At 59.9% G+C, this 15,417-nt stretch carries 16 protein-coding genes; 10 read left to right on the forward strand and 6 right to left on the reverse strand.

Annotated features, from left to right (window positions below; all coding sequences use genetic code 11):
• Positions 1–141: 141 nt before the first annotated feature.
• Together PMI30_RS16400 and htpX are read left to right on the forward strand one after the other, a co-directional pair.
• A complete protein-coding gene (locus PMI30_RS16400) occupies positions 142–1,353 on the forward strand; it encodes a pyridoxal phosphate-dependent aminotransferase (protein WP_008009397.1) in 1,212 nt (403 codons plus the stop codon).
• Positions 1,354–1,670: 317 nt separating this feature from the next.
• The gene (gene htpX / locus PMI30_RS16395) at positions 1,671–2,558 is read left to right on the forward strand and encodes a protease HtpX (RefSeq protein ID WP_008009399.1); all 888 of its coding nucleotides are present in this window, start codon (positions 1,671–1,673) and stop codon (positions 2,556–2,558) included.
• A 190-nt stretch (positions 2,559–2,748) separates the two neighbouring features.
• Here htpX and PMI30_RS16390 read toward each other — a convergent pair whose 3' ends face one another.
• Complete coding sequence (locus PMI30_RS16390) at positions 2,749–3,405, reverse strand: thiopurine S-methyltransferase (RefSeq protein ID WP_008009400.1); 657 nt, start codon at positions 3,403–3,405, stop codon at positions 2,749–2,751.
• A gap of 103 nt (positions 3,406–3,508) precedes the next feature.
• On the opposite strand from PMI30_RS16390, the gene PMI30_RS16385 reads away from it, so the two are divergent.
• A complete protein-coding gene (locus PMI30_RS16385; protein WP_008009402.1) occupies positions 3,509–4,276 on the forward strand; it encodes a DODA-type extradiol aromatic ring-opening family dioxygenase in 768 nt (255 codons plus the stop codon).
• Between the two features lie 185 nt (positions 4,277–4,461).
• Here PMI30_RS16385 and PMI30_RS16380 read toward each other — a convergent pair whose 3' ends face one another.
• Positions 4,462–6,135 (reverse strand): DEAD/DEAH box helicase, encoded by a 1,674-nt coding sequence (locus tag PMI30_RS16380; protein ID WP_007943712.1) that lies wholly within the window; start codon positions 6,133–6,135, stop codon positions 4,462–4,464.
• Positions 6,136–6,245: 110 nt separating this feature from the next.
• On the opposite strand from PMI30_RS16380, the gene PMI30_RS31690 reads away from it, so the two are divergent.
• Complete coding sequence (locus tag PMI30_RS31690; protein WP_238541988.1) at positions 6,246–6,479, forward strand: hypothetical protein; 234 nt, start codon at positions 6,246–6,248, stop codon at positions 6,477–6,479.
• 88 nt (positions 6,480–6,567) lie between these two features.
• Positions 6,568–7,359, forward strand: a complete 792-nt coding sequence (locus PMI30_RS16375; protein ID WP_008009404.1) for a crotonase/enoyl-CoA hydratase family protein — start codon at positions 6,568–6,570, stop codon at positions 7,357–7,359.
• Positions 7,360–7,520: 161 nt separating this feature from the next.
• Here the strand turns inward: PMI30_RS16375 and PMI30_RS16370 are convergent, their stop codons facing one another.
• A complete protein-coding gene (locus PMI30_RS16370; protein WP_008009406.1) occupies positions 7,521–8,276 on the reverse strand; it encodes a spermidine synthase in 756 nt (251 codons plus the stop codon).
• Between the two features lie 148 nt (positions 8,277–8,424).
• Here PMI30_RS16370 and PMI30_RS16365 point away from each other — a divergent pair, with 148 nt between their 5' ends.
• Positions 8,425–9,771 (forward strand): class II 3-deoxy-7-phosphoheptulonate synthase, encoded by a 1,347-nt coding sequence (locus PMI30_RS16365; protein WP_008009408.1) that lies wholly within the window; start codon positions 8,425–8,427, stop codon positions 9,769–9,771.
• An 89-nt stretch (positions 9,772–9,860) separates the two neighbouring features.
• Here the strand turns inward: PMI30_RS16365 and PMI30_RS16360 are convergent, their stop codons facing one another.
• Both PMI30_RS16360 and PMI30_RS0129675 read right to left on the reverse strand, forming a co-directional pair.
• On the reverse strand, positions 9,861–11,090 hold the full coding sequence (locus PMI30_RS16360) for a winged helix-turn-helix domain-containing protein (protein WP_008009411.1): 1,230 nt from the start codon (positions 11,088–11,090) through the stop codon (positions 9,861–9,863).
• 64 nt (positions 11,091–11,154) lie between these two features.
• Positions 11,155–11,370: a DUF1127 domain-containing protein gene (locus tag PMI30_RS0129675; RefSeq protein WP_032835366.1), complete on the reverse strand. Its 216-nt coding sequence runs from the start codon at positions 11,368–11,370 to the stop codon at positions 11,155–11,157.
• Between the two features lie 96 nt (positions 11,371–11,466).
• On the opposite strand from PMI30_RS0129675, the gene PMI30_RS16355 reads away from it, so the two are divergent.
• Positions 11,467–12,321: a LysR substrate-binding domain-containing protein gene (locus PMI30_RS16355; RefSeq protein WP_007899911.1), complete on the forward strand. Its 855-nt coding sequence runs from the start codon at positions 11,467–11,469 to the stop codon at positions 12,319–12,321.
• Here the strand turns inward: PMI30_RS16355 and PMI30_RS16350 are convergent.
• Positions 12,311–13,060 carry a sulfite exporter TauE/SafE family protein gene (locus tag PMI30_RS16350; protein WP_008009412.1) on the reverse strand — a complete coding sequence of 250 codons (750 nt, stop codon included), beginning with the start codon at positions 13,058–13,060 and terminating at the stop codon, positions 12,311–12,313. The two genes, PMI30_RS16355 and PMI30_RS16350, sit on opposite strands and share 11 nt — an antisense overlap.
• A 108-nt stretch (positions 13,061–13,168) precedes the next feature.
• Here PMI30_RS16350 and PMI30_RS16345 point away from each other — a divergent pair, with 108 nt between their 5' ends.
• The 3 genes from PMI30_RS16345 (at position 13,169) to PMI30_RS16335 (ending at position 15,393) form a co-directional block, all read left to right on the forward strand.
• Positions 13,169–14,125 carry a LysR family transcriptional regulator gene (locus tag PMI30_RS16345; RefSeq protein ID WP_008009414.1) on the forward strand — a complete coding sequence of 319 codons (957 nt, stop codon included), beginning with the start codon at positions 13,169–13,171 and terminating at the stop codon, positions 14,123–14,125.
• A 69-nt stretch (positions 14,126–14,194) separates the two neighbouring features.
• Positions 14,195–14,656 (forward strand): MarR family winged helix-turn-helix transcriptional regulator, encoded by a 462-nt coding sequence (locus PMI30_RS16340; RefSeq protein ID WP_007899914.1) that lies wholly within the window; start codon positions 14,195–14,197, stop codon positions 14,654–14,656.
• A 317-nt stretch (positions 14,657–14,973) separates the two neighbouring features.
• Positions 14,974–15,393, forward strand: coding sequence for an organic hydroperoxide resistance protein (locus tag PMI30_RS16335; protein WP_008009416.1), 420 nt, complete (start codon positions 14,974–14,976; stop codon positions 15,391–15,393).
• Positions 15,394–15,417 lie beyond the last annotated feature (24 nt).

The following is a 15,417-nucleotide window of genomic DNA, read 5'->3' on the forward strand; positions in this document are numbered from 1 at the left end:
CAGTCTGGCAGCCAGACCACGCGCATTCAAACGGATTATGAGTGCCGCCACTCAAGGCGTCAGGCCTGTGTGAATACGCAGGATTCCCAGTACGGTCGTTCATACGCCGCCTGGATCGTTCATTTTCGGGAACACATCGCCATGCAGGTCAGCAAATCGAACAAGCTCGCCAACGTCTGCTACGACATTCGCGGCCCAGTGCTCAAGCACGCCAAACGCCTGGAAGAGGAAGGCCATCGCATCCTCAAGCTGAACATCGGCAACCCGGCGCCCTTTGGTTTCGAAGCGCCGGATGAAATCCTTCAGGACGTGATCCGCAACCTGCCGACCGCCCAGGGCTACAGCGACTCCAAGGGCCTGTTCAGCGCCCGCAAGGCCGTGATGCAGTACTACCAGCAAAAGCAGGTGGAAGGCGTCGGCATCGAAGACATCTACCTGGGCAACGGCGTTTCCGAACTGATCGTGATGTCGATGCAGGCCCTGCTCAACAACGGCGACGAAGTGCTGGTGCCGGCTCCCGACTATCCGCTGTGGACTGCTGCCGTCAGCCTGGCGGGCGGCAACCCGGTGCATTACCTGTGCGACGAGCAGGCCAACTGGTGGCCGGACCTGGCCGACATCAAGGCCAAGATCACTCCGAACACCAAAGCGCTGGTGATCATCAACCCGAATAACCCGACCGGTGCGGTGTACTCGAAGGAAGTGCTGCTGGGCATGCTGGAACTGGCCCGTCAGCACAATCTGGTGGTGTTCTCCGACGAAATCTACGACAAGATCCTGTACGACGACGCCGTGCACATCTGCACCGCCTCGCTGGCACCGGACCTGCTGTGCCTGACCTTCAACGGTCTGTCCAAGTCCTATCGCGTGGCCGGTTTCCGTTCCGGCTGGATCGCCATTTCCGGTCCGAAACACCACGCACAGAGCTACATCGAAGGCATCGACATGCTGGCCAACATGCGCCTGTGTGCCAACGTGCCGAGCCAGCACGCCATCCAGACCGCGCTGGGCGGCTATCAGAGCATCAACGATCTGGTGCTGCCGCAAGGGCGTCTGCTGGAACAGCGCAATCGTACCTGGGAGCTGCTGAACGACATTCCGGGCGTGAGCTGCGTCAAGCCGATGGGCGCGCTGTATGCGTTCCCGCGGATCGATCCGAAAGTCTGCCCGATCCACAACGACGAGAAATTCGTGCTCGACCTGTTGCTCTCGGAGAAGCTGCTGGTGGTGCAAGGCACGGCCTTCAACTGGCCATGGCCGGACCACTTCCGCGTGGTCACCCTGCCACGACTCGACGACCTGGATCAGGCGATTGGCCGGATCGGTAACTTCCTCAAATCCTATCGCCAGTAAGTGGCCTGTCACCGTGCGACGCTGGTTAATGTCGCACGGTGATTAATTCAGCAACATATCTTTGCACCCTGCCCTGCATCGTTGTTTCAAGCGCTGACTGACGACACGTTTCATGCCCGCGCCTAACAACGGCGGGGGCCTGCGACGCTAATTGCCTGACAACCGTTTCCCATGCCGACGTCGGAAATGCCCTTCAAGCCGCTAGACTGTTGTTGTAGGACACAGTTTGAAATAGTCACTCGGTTGAATACCCCGGTGCAGCACCTTATATACCCCGCAGTACGCTACATATTTAGCACGAGGAGATTTCTACAACCATGATGCGCATCTTGCTGTTTTTGGCCACTAACCTGGCGGTCGTGCTGATTGCCAGCATCACCCTGAGCCTTTTCGGCTTCAACGGGTTCATGGCGGCCAATGGGGTTGATCTCAACCTCAATCAGCTGCTGATTTTCTGTGCGGTCTTTGGTTTCGCCGGTTCCCTGTTCTCGCTGTTCATCTCCAAGTGGATGGCGAAAATGAGCACCAGCACCCAGATCATCAGCCAGCCGCGTACCCGGCACGAGCAATGGCTGCTGCAAACTGTCGAGCAATTGTCCCGCGAAGCCGGGATCAAGATGCCCGAAGTCGGGATTTTCCCGGCCTATGAAGCCAACGCCTTCGCCACTGGCTGGAACAAGAACGACGCACTGGTCGCGGTCAGCCAGGGCTTGCTCGAGCGTTTCTCGCCGGATGAAGTGAAAGCCGTCCTGGCCCACGAAATCGGCCACGTGGCCAATGGCGACATGGTTACCCTGGCGTTGATCCAGGGCGTGGTGAACACCTTCGTGATGTTCTTCGCCCGGATCATCGGTAACTTTGTCGACAAGGTGATCTTCAAGAACGAAGAAGGCCAAGGCATTGCCTACTACGTGGCGACCATCTTCGCCGAACTGGTCCTGGGCATTCTGGCCAGCTCCATTGTCATGTGGTTCTCGCGCAAACGTGAGTTCCGTGCGGACGAAGCCGGCGCGCGCCTGGCCGGTACCAGCGCAATGATCGGTGCCCTGCAGCGTCTGCGTGCAGAACAAGGGCTGCCGGTGCACATGCCGGACACGCTGAATGCCTTTGGCATCAACGGTGGTCTCAAACAAGGGTTTGCCCGTATGTTCATGAGCCACCCGCCGCTGGAAGAACGCATCGACGCATTGCGTCGTCGGGGCTGACAGGCTCCGCACCAAAAAGAAAAGGCCCGCAGCGATGCGGGCCTTTTTTTGACTTCTGGTTGGTGTGGTGTTCATCAGGGCCTCTTCGCGGGCAAGCCTCGCTCCTACAGTTGACCGCGTGATCTGAATGGACGCGGTCCACTGTAGGAGCGAGGCTTGCCCGCGAAGAGGCCAGCAAACTCAACACACCTTAATGGCTGGAAACCCGATAAACCCGCTCTTCAAGCCGCGTGACACCGGCCTCAAGAAACTTCCAGCTCTCACCCAGGACGTCCTGGTCTTCCAGAATCTTCAGCGCCCACACATCGCCGAACAACCGCTGCACTTCATCATCCAGCACCGCAAACGGCGGCCCGTCCATCTGCGCCTGGTCGTAATCCAGGGTAATCAACAGCCCCAGAGAATCCTTCGGCAGAATCCGAATCAAATGAGCCGCGTATTGCTCACGCATCGCCGGCGGCAGGGCAATCAACGCCGCGCGGTCGTACAGCCCGCTGCAGTCGGCGACATCGCCTGCCGTCAACTCAAAGAAATCGCCACACCACAACTCGATTGAACCGGCACGGTAGACCTTGAAGGGCCCCTGCTCACTGACGTCCGGGTCAAATTGATGCTCACTGAAGAAGTCCTCCACGGCCTTTTCCGACAGCTCAATCCCCAAGACCTCATGACCTTGGTGCGCCAACCACAACAGATCCAGACTTTTCCCACACAGCGGCACCAGCACGCGAGCGCCCTCTTCCAGGCTCAACGCTGGCCAGAACCGTTGCAGATAAGGATTCACTTCCGGCAGATGAAAGCCGATCTGATTCGACGCCCATCGTTTGTGCCAAAACTCCGGCTGCATAATTAACCCCGAAAAATTCGATCAAAAGACCCTAAAACTTATATTAGATTTAGATCAATGATCTGACTGAAGATGGTGCCATCTTACTCTCAGGAGCTCATTCATGTTCCCCAGCCTGTATATCTCTCATGGCTCCCCGATGCTAGCCCTGGAACCCGGTGCCAGCGGACCGGCTCTCGCGCGTCTGGCCGCCGCATTGCCGAAACCCAAGGCCATCGTGATGGTTTCCGCGCATTGGGAAAGCAGCGAACTGCTGGTCAGCGGCAACCCCCAACCTGAAACCTGGCACGACTTCGGCGGCTTTCCGCAGGCCTTGTTCGAAGTGCAATACCCGGCCCCGGGCAATCCGCAACTGGCGATGGAGGTGGTCGAGCTGCTGAAGGCCGACGGCCTGCCTGCGCGCGTCGACAGCCAGCGACCGTTTGACCATGGTGTTTGGGTGCCCTTGTCGTTGATGTACCCGCAAGCTGATATCCCGGTGGTGCAGGTTTCGCTGCCCACGCGTGGCGGCCCCGCCCTGCAAACCCGTGTCGGCCATGCCCTGGCCAGCCTGCGCGAACACGGCGTGCTATTGATCGGCTCCGGCAGCATCACCCACAACCTGCGCGAACTGGACTGGCATGCCGGCCCGGAAAGCGTCGAACCCTGGGCCAGGGCGTTCCGCGACTGGATGATCGAGAAGCTTGAAGCGAATGACGAAGCCGCATTGCACGACTATCGTCAGCAAGCTCCGAATGCTGTGCGCAGCCATCCGAGTGACGAGCATCTGCTGCCGCTGTACTTTGCCCGCGCGGCTGGAGGTGAGTTCAGCGTGGCGCATCAGGGTTTCACCATGGGGGCGTTGGGGATGGATATTTATCGTTTTGGCTGACAGGTAGACCGAGTCGCCCCCATCGCGAGCAGGCTCGCTCCCACATTGATCTGCGGCACCTGTGGGAGCGAGCCTGCTCGCGATGGGGACGACTCCGCTCAAAAGCCGGGCAGAAACAGCAGGCAAAAAAAATCCCCGAACCAGTCGGGGATTTTTTATGTGCGATCAATCAGCTCGAGAGCGGATCAATCTTCGCGGTAGCGACGCAGCTTCAACTGCTTACCGGCAACGCGAGTGTCCTTCAGTTTGGTCAGCAGCTTCTCCAGACCATCTTCCGGCAGCTCGACGAGGCTGAAGCTGTCACGCACCTGGATGCGGCCGATGGCTTCACGCGCCAAACCGCCTTCATTCAGGATGGCGCCCAGCAGGTTCTTGGCAGCGATACCATCACGCGCACCCAGCGCGGTACGGCAACGAGCACGACCTTCAGCCAATGGAACCGGAGCACGACGCTCACGATCACCACGGTCCGGACGATCACCGGTACGCTCAGGACGATCGCCACGCGGTGCATTGTTCGGCACCAGTGGACGTTCTTTCTCGATTGCGGCCAGGGTCAGCGCCTGAGCGTTGGTTGCCTTGCGCAGCAGAGCAGCGGCCAGTGCACGCGGGGTGCAACCGATGTCGGCGGTCAGGCGATCCAGCAGATCACCGTGAGTCGATTCGGCATCAGCGACCAGCGGCGACAGGCTGTTGGTCAGTTTCTTGATGCGGGCATCAAGAACAGCCTGGGCGTCCGGCAGACGAACTTCGGCAACCTTCTGACCGGTAACACGCTCGATCACTTGCAGCATGCGGCGCTCACGAGGAGTCACCAGCAGCAGTGCACGACCTTCGCGACCGGCACGGCCGGTACGGCCGATACGGTGAACGTAGGACTCAGGATCGTACGGCATGTCAACGTTGAACACGTGAGTGATGCGCGGAACGTCCAGGCCACGAGCGGCAACGTCAGTCGCCACAACGATGTCCAGACGGCCATCCTTGAGGGACTCGATCACGCGCTCACGCTGGTTCTGAGCAATGTCACCGTTCAGCGCAGCGGCTTTGTAGCCTTTGGCTTCCAGGGCACTGGCCAGGTCCAGGGTCGCTTGCTTGGTGCGCACGAACATGATCAGGGCGTCGAAATCTTCCACTTCCAGCAGGCTCAATACAGCCGAGGTCTTCTGGTCAGCGTGAACCAACAGGTGAGCCTGTTCGATCGCGGTAACGGTCTGAGTCTTGGTCTGGATCTTCACGTGTTGCGGATCGCGCAGATGGCGTTCGGCAATGGCACGGATCGACTGCGGCAGGGTGGCCGAGAACAATACGGTCTGACGGGTTGCAGGCAGTGCCTTGAAGATAACTTCGAGGTCGTCCATGAAACCCAGTTTGAGCATTTCGTCCGCTTCGTCGAGAACCAGGTGGTTCACGGTAGCCAGGACTTTTTCGTCACGACGCAGGTGGTCGCACAGACGGCCCGGCGTGGCGACAACGATCTGTGCGCCATTACGGATTGCTTTCAGTTGTGGACCCATAGGGGCGCCGCCGTAAACGGCCACAACGGTAACGCCCGGCATTTGCTTGGCGTAGGTTTCGAAAGCGGTTGCTACTTGCAGCGCCAACTCACGGGTTGGCGCCAGGATCAGGGCTTGCGGCTCGCGCTTTGCAGGATCGATGCGGTGCAGGATCGGCAGGGCGAACGCGGCGGTTTTACCGGTACCGGTTTGCGCCTGACCAATCATGTCGTGACCGGCCATGATGATCGGGATCGATTGCTGCTGAATAGCCGAAGGCTCTTCGTAGCCGGTCGCAATGACGGCTGCAAGAATATTCGGATTAAGATTAAAAGCGGCGAAGCCGCCGGTTTCCTGGGTCATGGGTCTGCCTCTAAGTGCATCCGCAAAGACCCATGCTCCAAAGCTGCGCATGCCGTGTAAGACTCAAGAGTCGCCCTGGCTGCTTTGTCGGCGGGGATTTGCGAAAACGAATGAATGAAAAAGATTCGTCAAGGAAGAGTCCGCTGTGCGGACGTGCAGCCGAAGCTGACTTCGGGGAATTGCGCTACCTAAACGCGGCCCGGTTAAAGGCCGGCGCGCACTATACCGGAATTAGCCAAAAAAGGGAGCTTTTTTTATCGGAAAAAACCGGCGTACGCCGTTGTGTCATGGGCTTTGCGGATAATCGTGCGACGGTCTATTTTGCAAAGGCCCGGCCCTGCTGACGATGGCGCTAAAACGGTTCACTCTTGTGACGCAGACCTTCGGTCTCACATATCTCTTCCCGCCCCTTCCCGCCCGAGGAAATGTTCCATGAATCAGCCCAGCCCCAGTCGTGTAACCCGTGAACGACATGGTCATGTCCTGATGATCGGCCTGGATCGGGTGGCCAAACGCAATGCCTTCGACCTCGACCTGCTCAACGAACTCAGCCTGGCCTATGGAGAGTTCGAGGCCGACAGCGAGGCACGGGTGGCGGTGGTGTTTGGCCATGGTGAGCATTTCACTGCCGGGCTCGATCTGGTCAGCGCCGCAGCGGCCCTGGCCGAAGGCTGGCAGGCACCGCCCGGTGGCTGCGACCCGTGGGGCGTGCTCGCCGGCCCCAGGGTCAGCAAACCGGTGATTGTCGCGGCTCAAGGCTACTGCCTGACCGTTGGCATCGAGTTGATGCTGGCTGCCGACATCAACCTGTGCGCCAGCAATACCCGTTTTGCCCAGAAGGAGGTGCAGCGCGGGATCTTCCCGTTTGGCGGCGCCACTTTGCGCCTGCATCAGGTCGCCGGCTGGGGCAATGCCATGCGCTGGCTGCTCACCGGCGATGAATTCGACGCCCATGACGCCTTGCACCTGGGGTTGGTACAGGAGGTCATGGCCAGTGAGGACTTGTTGCCGCGGGCAATTGAACTGGCTGAGCGGATTGCCCGGCAGGCACCGCTGGGGGTTCAGGCAACGCTGATGTCTGCCCGGCAGGCCCGCTATGAGGGTGAAATGGCGGCTGCTCAGGCCTTGCCGGCGCAGGTGAAAAAATTGCTGAATAGCGAGGATGCCAAGGAGGGTGTGCGGTCGATGATCGAGAAGCGGCCGGGCGTTTTCAAAGGCTGCTGACATTTAACCTGTGGCGAGGGGGCTTGCCCCCGTTGGGTTGCGCAGCAACCCCAAAACCATTCAATTCGGGTGTATCAGGCACACCGCAATTGCTGATTTTACGACGGCTTCGCCGCCGAACGGGGGCAAGCCCCCTCGCCACAATGAATTCATGCATCCATTCAAGTCGCCGGCCGAATCGCCTTGATCAACGACTGCAGCGAATACCCCAATCGCGGCGCCAGGCCTTCAGCGCGTGCGATCAGCCCCTCCATGTCCAGTTCCTGATCCAGCTCCGATGGCACGATCAGAATCACGTTGCCCTCCTTCACTGGCAGTTCCCAGTAATGCCGGTGATAGAGGCCGCGCAACAACGCCGCCCCCAACGGTCGACCATCGTCGGTGGCCCACTGGTTGATCACCAGCCAGCCACCCGGATTCAAACGCTTCTGACAGTTTTCCAGAAAACCCCAGGCCAGATGCCCGACACCCGGCCCGACATCGGTATAAAGGTCGACGAAAATCAGATCGGCCGGTTCAGCCGTATCGAGCAATTCCAGGGCATCGCCGACGCGGATGTACAGCCGCGGATCGTCATCCAGCCCGAGGTATTCGATGGCCAGGCGCGGCACATCGGGGCGCAGCTCGATGGCTTCGACGTCTTCCAGCGGCAGGAACTTGAGGCAAGCCTGGGTCAGTGTGCCGGCACCGAGCCCAAGGAACAGCGCGCTTTCCGGCAGTTCGTGGCACAGCGCGCCAATCAGCATCGCCCGGGTGTAATCGTACTCGAGCCAGCTCGGGTCAGCGGTGAACACGCAGCTCTGTTCGATGGCATCACCGAACTCCAGAAAACGGTAATCGGCCACTTCCAGCACGCGAATCACGCCGAACTCGTCCTGTACCTCGGCGAGCAGATGCTCGACGCGCTCCTCAGTCATTTCGTCTCCTGATCGTCACCGGCCCCGGCAACGCGATAAACCGCAACATAAAGCGGCAAAGGCGCGATTGTCCGCGAAGCGACGGGAACAGGTCACGCACTAATTGCTGATAACATAACCGTCCGAGCGTAAAACACTAGAGACTGCAATGAGCCAACCCTGGAGCCCTGACAGCTGGCGCGCCCTGCCGATCCAGCAACAACCTCAATACCCCGACGCGGCGCATTTGCTGCACGTCGAGCAAACCCTGGCGAGCTATCCACCGCTGGTGTTTGCCGGTGAAGCCCGGGAGTTGCGCCGTCAGTTCGCCGAAGTCACCCAGGGCCGGGCGTTTCTGTTGCAGGGCGGCGACTGCGCCGAAAGCTTCGCCGAATTCTCCGCCGCGAAAATTCGTGACACTTTTAAAGTGTTGCTGCAAATGGCGATCGTCATGACCTTCGCCGCCGGTTGCCCGGTGGTCAAAGTCGGGCGCATGGCCGGCCAGTTCGCCAAACCCCGTTCGGCCAACGATGAAACCATCAACGGCGTGACACTGCCGGCCTACCGTGGCGACATCGTCAACGGCATCGGCTTCGACGAAAAAAGCCGCGTGCCGGACCCGGAACGCTTGCTGCAGTCTTACCATCAGTCCACCGCGACCCTGAACCTGCTGCGTGCCTTTGCCCAAGGCGGCTTTGCCGACCTGCATCAGGTGCACAAGTGGAACCTGGACTTCATCGCCAACTCGGCGCTGGCCGAGAAGTACAGCCACCTGGCCGACCGCATCGATGAAACGCTGGCCTTCATGCGCGCCTGCGGCATGGACAGCTCGCCGCAACTGCGCGAAACCAGTTTCTTCACCGCCCACGAAGCGCTGCTGCTGAACTACGAAGAAGCCTTCGTGCGTCGCGACAGCCTGACCAACGACTACTACGATTGCTCGGCCCACATGCTGTGGATCGGCGACCGTACCCGTCAACTGGACGGCGCGCATGTCGAATTCCTGCGCGGGGTGCACAACCCGATCGGCGTGAAGGTCGGCCCGAGCATGAACCCCGAAGACCTGATTCGCCTGATCGATGTGCTCAACCCGGACAACGACCCGGGTCGTCTGAACCTGATTGCGCGGATGGGCGCGAACAAGGTCGGCGATCACCTGCCGCAGCTGATCCGCGCAGTGCAGCGCGAGGGCAAGCAGGTGCTTTGGAGTTCCGACCCGATGCACGGCAACACCATCAAGGCCAGCAGCGGCTACAAGACCCGCGACTTCGCGCAGATCCTTGGCGAGGTGAAACAGTTCTTCCAGGTTCACGAGGCGGAAGGCAGTTATGCCGGCGGCATCCACATCGAAATGACCGGGCAGAACGTCACCGAATGCATCGGCGGCGCGCGGCCGATTACCGAGGATGGGTTGTCGGACCGTTACCACACCCACTGCGACCCGCGGATGAATGCCGATCAGTCGCTGGAATTGGCGTTTTTGATTGCTGAAACCCTGAAGCAGGTTCGGCGTTAAATTGTGTCGAGCCCTTCGCGGGCAAGCCTCGCTCCTACAGGAATTCACGATCCCTTGTAGGAGCGAGGCTTGCCCGCGATGGCGTCGGTTCAACCACCCTCAATCTGTGCCAATGCCACCCGCAACCGCGCCGCACTCGCCCGCGGGCAATTCAATTGAATCTGCGCCAGCCCCAACCAATCCGCCATCTGCCGCAGATTGACCGCCAACGCCAACATCCCCGCCTCATCCAGCCCCGGTTCTTCCTCATGCACCGCATGCACCGCCAACCGGCTCAACGCTCGCTCGGCGCGCAAGTCGACCCGCGCGGCAATCCGCTCATGGTGCAAAAACGGCAATACGTAATAGCCGTAGATGCGCTTGTGCTGCGGCGTATAAATCTCCAGCCGATAACGGAAATCGAACAATCGCTCGGTACGGCTGCGTTCCCAAATCAGCGAATCGAACGGTGAAAGCAGCGCACTGGCCTCAACCTTGCGCGGTACTTTCGGCTCTGCCACGCAATAGGCCGGTTGCCGCCAGCCTTCAACCTCACACACCAGCAGATCACCCTCCTCTGCCAACTCCGCCAGACGCGGCCGGCTGTCTGCCGGGCTCAGGCGAAAATAATCCCGCAGGTCCTTTTCCGTCGCCACGCCCAACGCATTGGCGGCATGTAGCAACAGCCCGCGCTGAGCCTCGGCCTCGTTGAGCAAGGGCTGCTGGAGAATCACTGAAGGAATCACCCGCTCCGGCAAATCATAAAGCCGTTCGAACCCGCGCCGGCCGGCCACGGTTACTTCACCGGCAGCGAACAACCATTCCAGCGCATGCTTTTCCGCGCTCCAGTCCCACCACGGCCCTGCCCGCTCCTGACGGGTCGACAAGCTGCCCGCCCCCAGCGCACCGAGTTCCTGAACCGACGCCAACACGCGGCGAATCGTGCCTTGCTGCTCACGACCGAAGCGCGCCAGTTGCTGATAGATGTCTTCGCCGCGAGTCGCGCGCCGCATGCGCCAGCGCATCAAGGGGTACATCGACAAGGGCAGCAACGACGCTTCGTGGCCCCAATATTCGAACAACGTGCGGCGACGACCCTGACTCCAGGCAGCCTGATCGAGCAAGTCGGATGAGTAATTGCCAAGACGGGAAAACAAGGGAAGGTAGTGCGAACGCACCAACGCATTGGCCGAATCGATCTGCAGAATGCCCAGGCGTTCTATCAGCCGGTTGAGCTGAACCGCTTTGATCGCCGCTGGCGGCTGGCGCCCGTTGAACCCTTGGGCAGCCAGCGCCAGACGCCGAGCCTGTTTGAGGGAAAAAGACAGTGTGGCGGGCATGAGCATCTCCTTGTCTGCTCGCAACCTACCTCACCCGCAAGTGGTTTGTGTAGCGATGGCATCATCATTTATGCATCGGATCATCCCAGAACGGTCTTACCGTCTCATGCTCCACATCCGCACGGCTCACGCCGATATCCTTCAGTGCTTCGTCGCTCAAGCTCGCCAACATTTCACGTTCACGGTGAAGTTCGTACCAGCGACTAAACTTGTGCAGCAGATCGGATACCGCGTGGATTGAGAATTTTTGTTCCGTTACATGCTCGTTGTGACCTTTCATCGTGCAGCCCTCCTTTAGGGATGGCCCAAGTCTCGCGCCAGCGCTAAGATCAATCCAACGAATGTTTCTGATGTCATACATCTCGGAGATTGATGAATGTCCGCCTACCCCAGTATCGACACCGATGTACTGCGCACCTTCGTCGCGATCGCCGATCAGGGCGGTTTTACCCGCGCCGGTGAAATGGTCAACCGCACCCAGTCGGCGGTGAGCATGCAGATGAAACGCCTGGAAGAAGACGTGCTGCAGCGCCAGCTGTTCGAACGCGACGGGCGCCAAGTCAAGCTGACCGCCGAAGGCCAGGTATTGCTGGGCTATGCGCGGCGCATCCTCAAACTCCACAGCGAAGTCTTCAATACCCTGCGCGAGCCGCACATGGTCGGCACGGTGCGCATCGGCACGCCCGACGATTACGTCATGCGCTTTCTGCCGGGCATCCTGTCGCGCTTTGCGCAGTTCTACCCGCTGATCCAGATCGAGGTTCATTGCGAATCGACCCGGCAACTGTTGCAGCGCCAGGACCTGGACCTGTCCATCGTCACCCGCGAGCCGGGTAACGAGATTGGCCAACTGCTGCGCAAGGAGCGTTTTGTCTGGGCCGAAGCCCAATGCTTCAGCGCCCATGAGCAAACACCGTTGCCGCTGGCGATGTTCAACAGTGATTGCTTCTGCCGCCTCTGGGCATGCAATGCCCTGGATGCCATGGGCCGCGACTACCGCATTGCCTACAACAGCTCCAGCCTGTCGGCGTTGATGGCCGTGGTCAGCGCGGGCCTGGCGATCACCGCGCAGCTGGAAAGCCTGATCACACCGGACATGCGCATCCTTGGCGCCAACGAAGACCTGCCGCTGTTGCCGGAAGCCAGCATCATGCTGATCCGCAACCTGAACAACCCTTCGCCGATCACCGAATGCCTGGCCGAGCACATCGTCGAAGGTTTCAAACTTTAAACGCGAGCATCACCGCACAGACCACCAGAAAACCACAGAACAGCCCGCGCAGGAGCCGCTCCGGCAATGCGTGGGCAATTCTCACGCCCCAACTGATGCTCATCAATCCACCGACCGCCAACGGCACACCGATCGCCCAATGCACCTGATGATGCACCGCATAAGTCGCCAGTGTGACGCCTGTACTCGGCAACGCCAGCGCCAGCGCCAACCCTTGGGCAACCACTTGAGTGGTACCGAACAGGCTGGTCAACACCGGCGTTGCCACCACCGCCCCGCCCACTCCAAATAGTCCGCCCATCGTCCCGGAAGCCGCGCCGAGCACACCCAGCCACGGCCAGGAATAGCGCATCTGCGAAGAGGCCGGTGCGTTGGTGGTGAACATTCGCATCAGGTTGTAGGCCGACAGCGCGATCAGGAAAGCGACGAAGCCCAAGCGCATGGTTTGCGCATCGATACCCACCGCCCAGATCGAACCGATCCAGGCAAAGCAGAACCCCATCGAGGCCAGTGGCAGCGCATGCCGCAATTCGATGCGATTGCGCTGGTGATAACGCCACAGCGCCAGCATCACGTTCGGCACCACCATCACCAGCGCCGTGCCTTGGGCAATCTGCTGATCGAGACCGAACCACACGCCCAGCAGCGGGATCGCGACCAACCCGCCGCCAATGCCGAACAGGCCGCCGAGGGTTCCCAAGACCGCGCCAAAAACCAGATACAACATGAACTCAATCACAGGCGATTTCCTTTTGTCAGGCTGTTCATCCTACGCAGTCGGCTCTGGCGGGGAAACGCACAGCAACGCACAATGGCTGTGCCAATTTCGCACAAGCGCCGACGAACCATGAACCCCAATCAATTGACCGAACAACTTGGCCTGTTTCTCGATGTGCTGGAAAGCGGCAGTTTTTCCGCCGCATCCCGCCGCCATCCCTTGACGCCTTCGGCAGTAGCGCGACGCATCGACAGCCTTGAAAGCGCGGTTGGCAGCCAGTTGTTCATTCGCAGCACCCATGCGGTGCGCGCTACCCCGGCCGGCCTGGCTTTTGCTGAGCGTGCGCGGCGGATCGTCGCTGAACTACGCCTGGCCCGGGCGGAAGCGGTGTCTCTTAGCAGTGCGCCGGAAGGCTTGATTCGGGTGGATGCGCCGGCAGCGTTCGGAAGACGACACCTGGCGCCGGTAATTGCCGATTTCCTGACGCTTTACCCTGGCCTCGACGTGCAATTGCACCTGATTGACAGCTTTGTCGACATGCAGGGCTCGAATCTGGGCAAGGTCGATCTGGTGTTGCGTGCCGGGCAGATGGCCGATACCCGACTGGTGGCGACGCCACTGGCGAGCATGGTGCGCATCGCCTGCGCCAGCCCCGATTACTTGCAACGCCGTGGCGTGCCGACCGCCCCAGCGCAGTTGGTCGACCATGATGGCCTCGACTGGGAGGGCTTGGCTCCGCCCTTCGCCTGGCGCTTCGAGCAGAATGGGCAGATGCACTTGCACCGGCCAGCGCGAATCCGCATGAGTGCCAACAATGCCGAGGCACTGGTCTGCGGCGCACTGGCCGGGTTGGGCATCGCGCATTTACCGACCTGGCTGGCCAGCGAATATTTGTTACGCGGCGAACTGCTGCCGCTGTTTTGCGAAAACGGTCTGCCAAAACCGGAAAGCACCGGCATTTATGCGTTGCGCCTGGAGCAGCAACCCAGTTCGCGCAGCCGCTTGTTGCTGGAATACCTGAAGACCCGTTTCAGCCCCATTCCGCCGTGGGATCTGGCGTTGCGAACCAATCTGGACCGCCACTAGTCCAGAATTATCTGGCGCATTAAAGATTCGCCCGCTAGATTTATGACGATCACTGATCAAGGCTTTGAAATGAACACCGAGCGCAACAACCCGGATAACTGCGACGACCTGCTGCTGGACAATCAGGTCTGCTTCGCCCTGCATTCCACCTCGCTACTGATGACCAAAGTCTACAAGCCGCTGCTGCAAGCGCTGGGCCTGACCTATCCGCAGTACCTGGCGATGATGGTGTTGTGGGAAAAGGATGGGTTGACGGTCGGCGAAATCAGCACCCGACTGCTGACCGATCCCGGTTCCCTCACCCCTCTACTCAAGCGCCTGGAAGCCGAAGGCCTGCTGAGCCGCACCCGCAGCCGTGAAGACGAGCGAGTAGTGATTGTCGAACTGACCGAGCAAGGCCGTGCGCTACGAGACAAGGCGCGGGGCATTCCCCAGTGCATCCTCGGCGCCAGCGGACAAACGCTGGAACAGTTGAAGAAGCTGCAAGCGGATCTTCAAGCGCTGCGTAGCCATCTGCAAGATAGCCTTTAGACCGCGTTATCGTTCTTCGCGGGCAAGCCTCGCTCCTACGGGTTTTGTGTCGTTTTATTGACCGAAAATCCGTAGGAGCGAGGCTTGCCCGCGAAGGCGTCCTCCCCGTCGCAAAAAATTTCACTTCGCAAAAATCCCGAACAAAAGCCTCTATCTCAAGCTTCTCCTCCCCAATCGAATTGCTGGGCTACGACTCAAAACAATTTTTTTCAAAAATTTATCTTGTGCGCTAAATACTTGCGAGCTACATTCATCTCGCACTTACTTAGCGCGCAAACATTTAGCGCGAAACATCCAACCCGAACGAGGCTCTCACCATGCAAACTCTCTACACCGCAATCGCAACCTCCACCGGCGGCCGTGACGGTCGTGCGATCTCCAGCGACAACGTCCTCGACGTCAAACTCGCGACCCCGAAAGAACTCGGTGGTGCCGGCGGTGCGGCAACCAACCCTGAACAATTGTTCGCAGCTGGCTACTCCGCCTGCTTCATCGGCGCGCTGAAATTCGTCGCCAGCCAGACCAAACGCAAAATCCCGGACGACGCATCGATCACCGCCCATGTCGGCATCGGCCAGATCCCTGGCGGTTTCGGTCTGGACATCGACCTGCACATCAGCCTGCCGGGCCTTGAACAAGCCGACGCACAAAGCCTGGTTGAAGCTGCCCACCAGGTTTGCCCGTACTCCAACGCCACCCGTGGCAACGTCGATGTGCGCCTGCACGTTACCGTCTAACCGCTGACTCCAAGGCCTGACAGG

Origin of the sequence: Pseudomonas sp. GM50 (assembly GCF_000282375.1) — a bacterium.
Lineage (GTDB): Bacteria > Pseudomonadota > Gammaproteobacteria > Pseudomonadales > Pseudomonadaceae > Aquipseudomonas.

What these genes read in the sequence shown, in the direction of transcription:
- PMI30_RS16375 (WP_008009404.1), top strand. Translation starts at nt 6,568, where the DNA reads ATGAATCAGCCCAGCCCCAGTCGTGTAACCCGTGAACGACATGGTCAT.
- PMI30_RS16400 (WP_008009397.1), top strand. Translation starts at nt 142, where the DNA reads ATGCAGGTCAGCAAATCGAACAAGCTCGCCAACGTCTGCTACGACATT.
- PMI30_RS16345 (WP_008009414.1), top strand. Translation starts at nt 13,169, where the DNA reads ATGAACCCCAATCAATTGACCGAACAACTTGGCCTGTTTCTCGATGTG.
- htpX (WP_008009399.1), top strand. Translation starts at nt 1,671, where the DNA reads ATGATGCGCATCTTGCTGTTTTTGGCCACTAACCTGGCGGTCGTGCTG.
- PMI30_RS16365 (WP_008009408.1), top strand. Translation starts at nt 8,425, where the DNA reads ATGAGCCAACCCTGGAGCCCTGACAGCTGGCGCGCCCTGCCGATCCAG.
- PMI30_RS0129675 (WP_032835366.1), bottom strand. Translation starts at nt 11,370, where the DNA reads ATGAAAGGTCACAACGAGCATGTAACGGAACAAAAATTCTCAATCCAC.
- PMI30_RS31690 (WP_238541988.1), top strand. Translation starts at nt 6,246, where the DNA reads ATGAATGAAAAAGATTCGTCAAGGAAGAGTCCGCTGTGCGGACGTGCA.
- PMI30_RS16360 (WP_008009411.1), bottom strand. Translation starts at nt 11,090, where the DNA reads ATGCCCGCCACACTGTCTTTTTCCCTCAAACAGGCTCGGCGTCTGGCG.
- PMI30_RS16385 (WP_008009402.1), top strand. Translation starts at nt 3,509, where the DNA reads ATGTTCCCCAGCCTGTATATCTCTCATGGCTCCCCGATGCTAGCCCTG.
- PMI30_RS16390 (WP_008009400.1), bottom strand. Translation starts at nt 3,405, where the DNA reads ATGCAGCCGGAGTTTTGGCACAAACGATGGGCGTCGAATCAGATCGGC.
- PMI30_RS16335 (WP_008009416.1), top strand. Translation starts at nt 14,974, where the DNA reads ATGCAAACTCTCTACACCGCAATCGCAACCTCCACCGGCGGCCGTGAC.
- PMI30_RS16355 (WP_007899911.1), top strand. Translation starts at nt 11,467, where the DNA reads ATGTCCGCCTACCCCAGTATCGACACCGATGTACTGCGCACCTTCGTC.
- PMI30_RS16370 (WP_008009406.1), bottom strand. Translation starts at nt 8,276, where the DNA reads ATGACTGAGGAGCGCGTCGAGCATCTGCTCGCCGAGGTACAGGACGAG.
- PMI30_RS16340 (WP_007899914.1), top strand. Translation starts at nt 14,195, where the DNA reads ATGAACACCGAGCGCAACAACCCGGATAACTGCGACGACCTGCTGCTG.
- PMI30_RS16380 (WP_007943712.1), bottom strand. Translation starts at nt 6,135, where the DNA reads ATGACCCAGGAAACCGGCGGCTTCGCCGCTTTTAATCTTAATCCGAAT.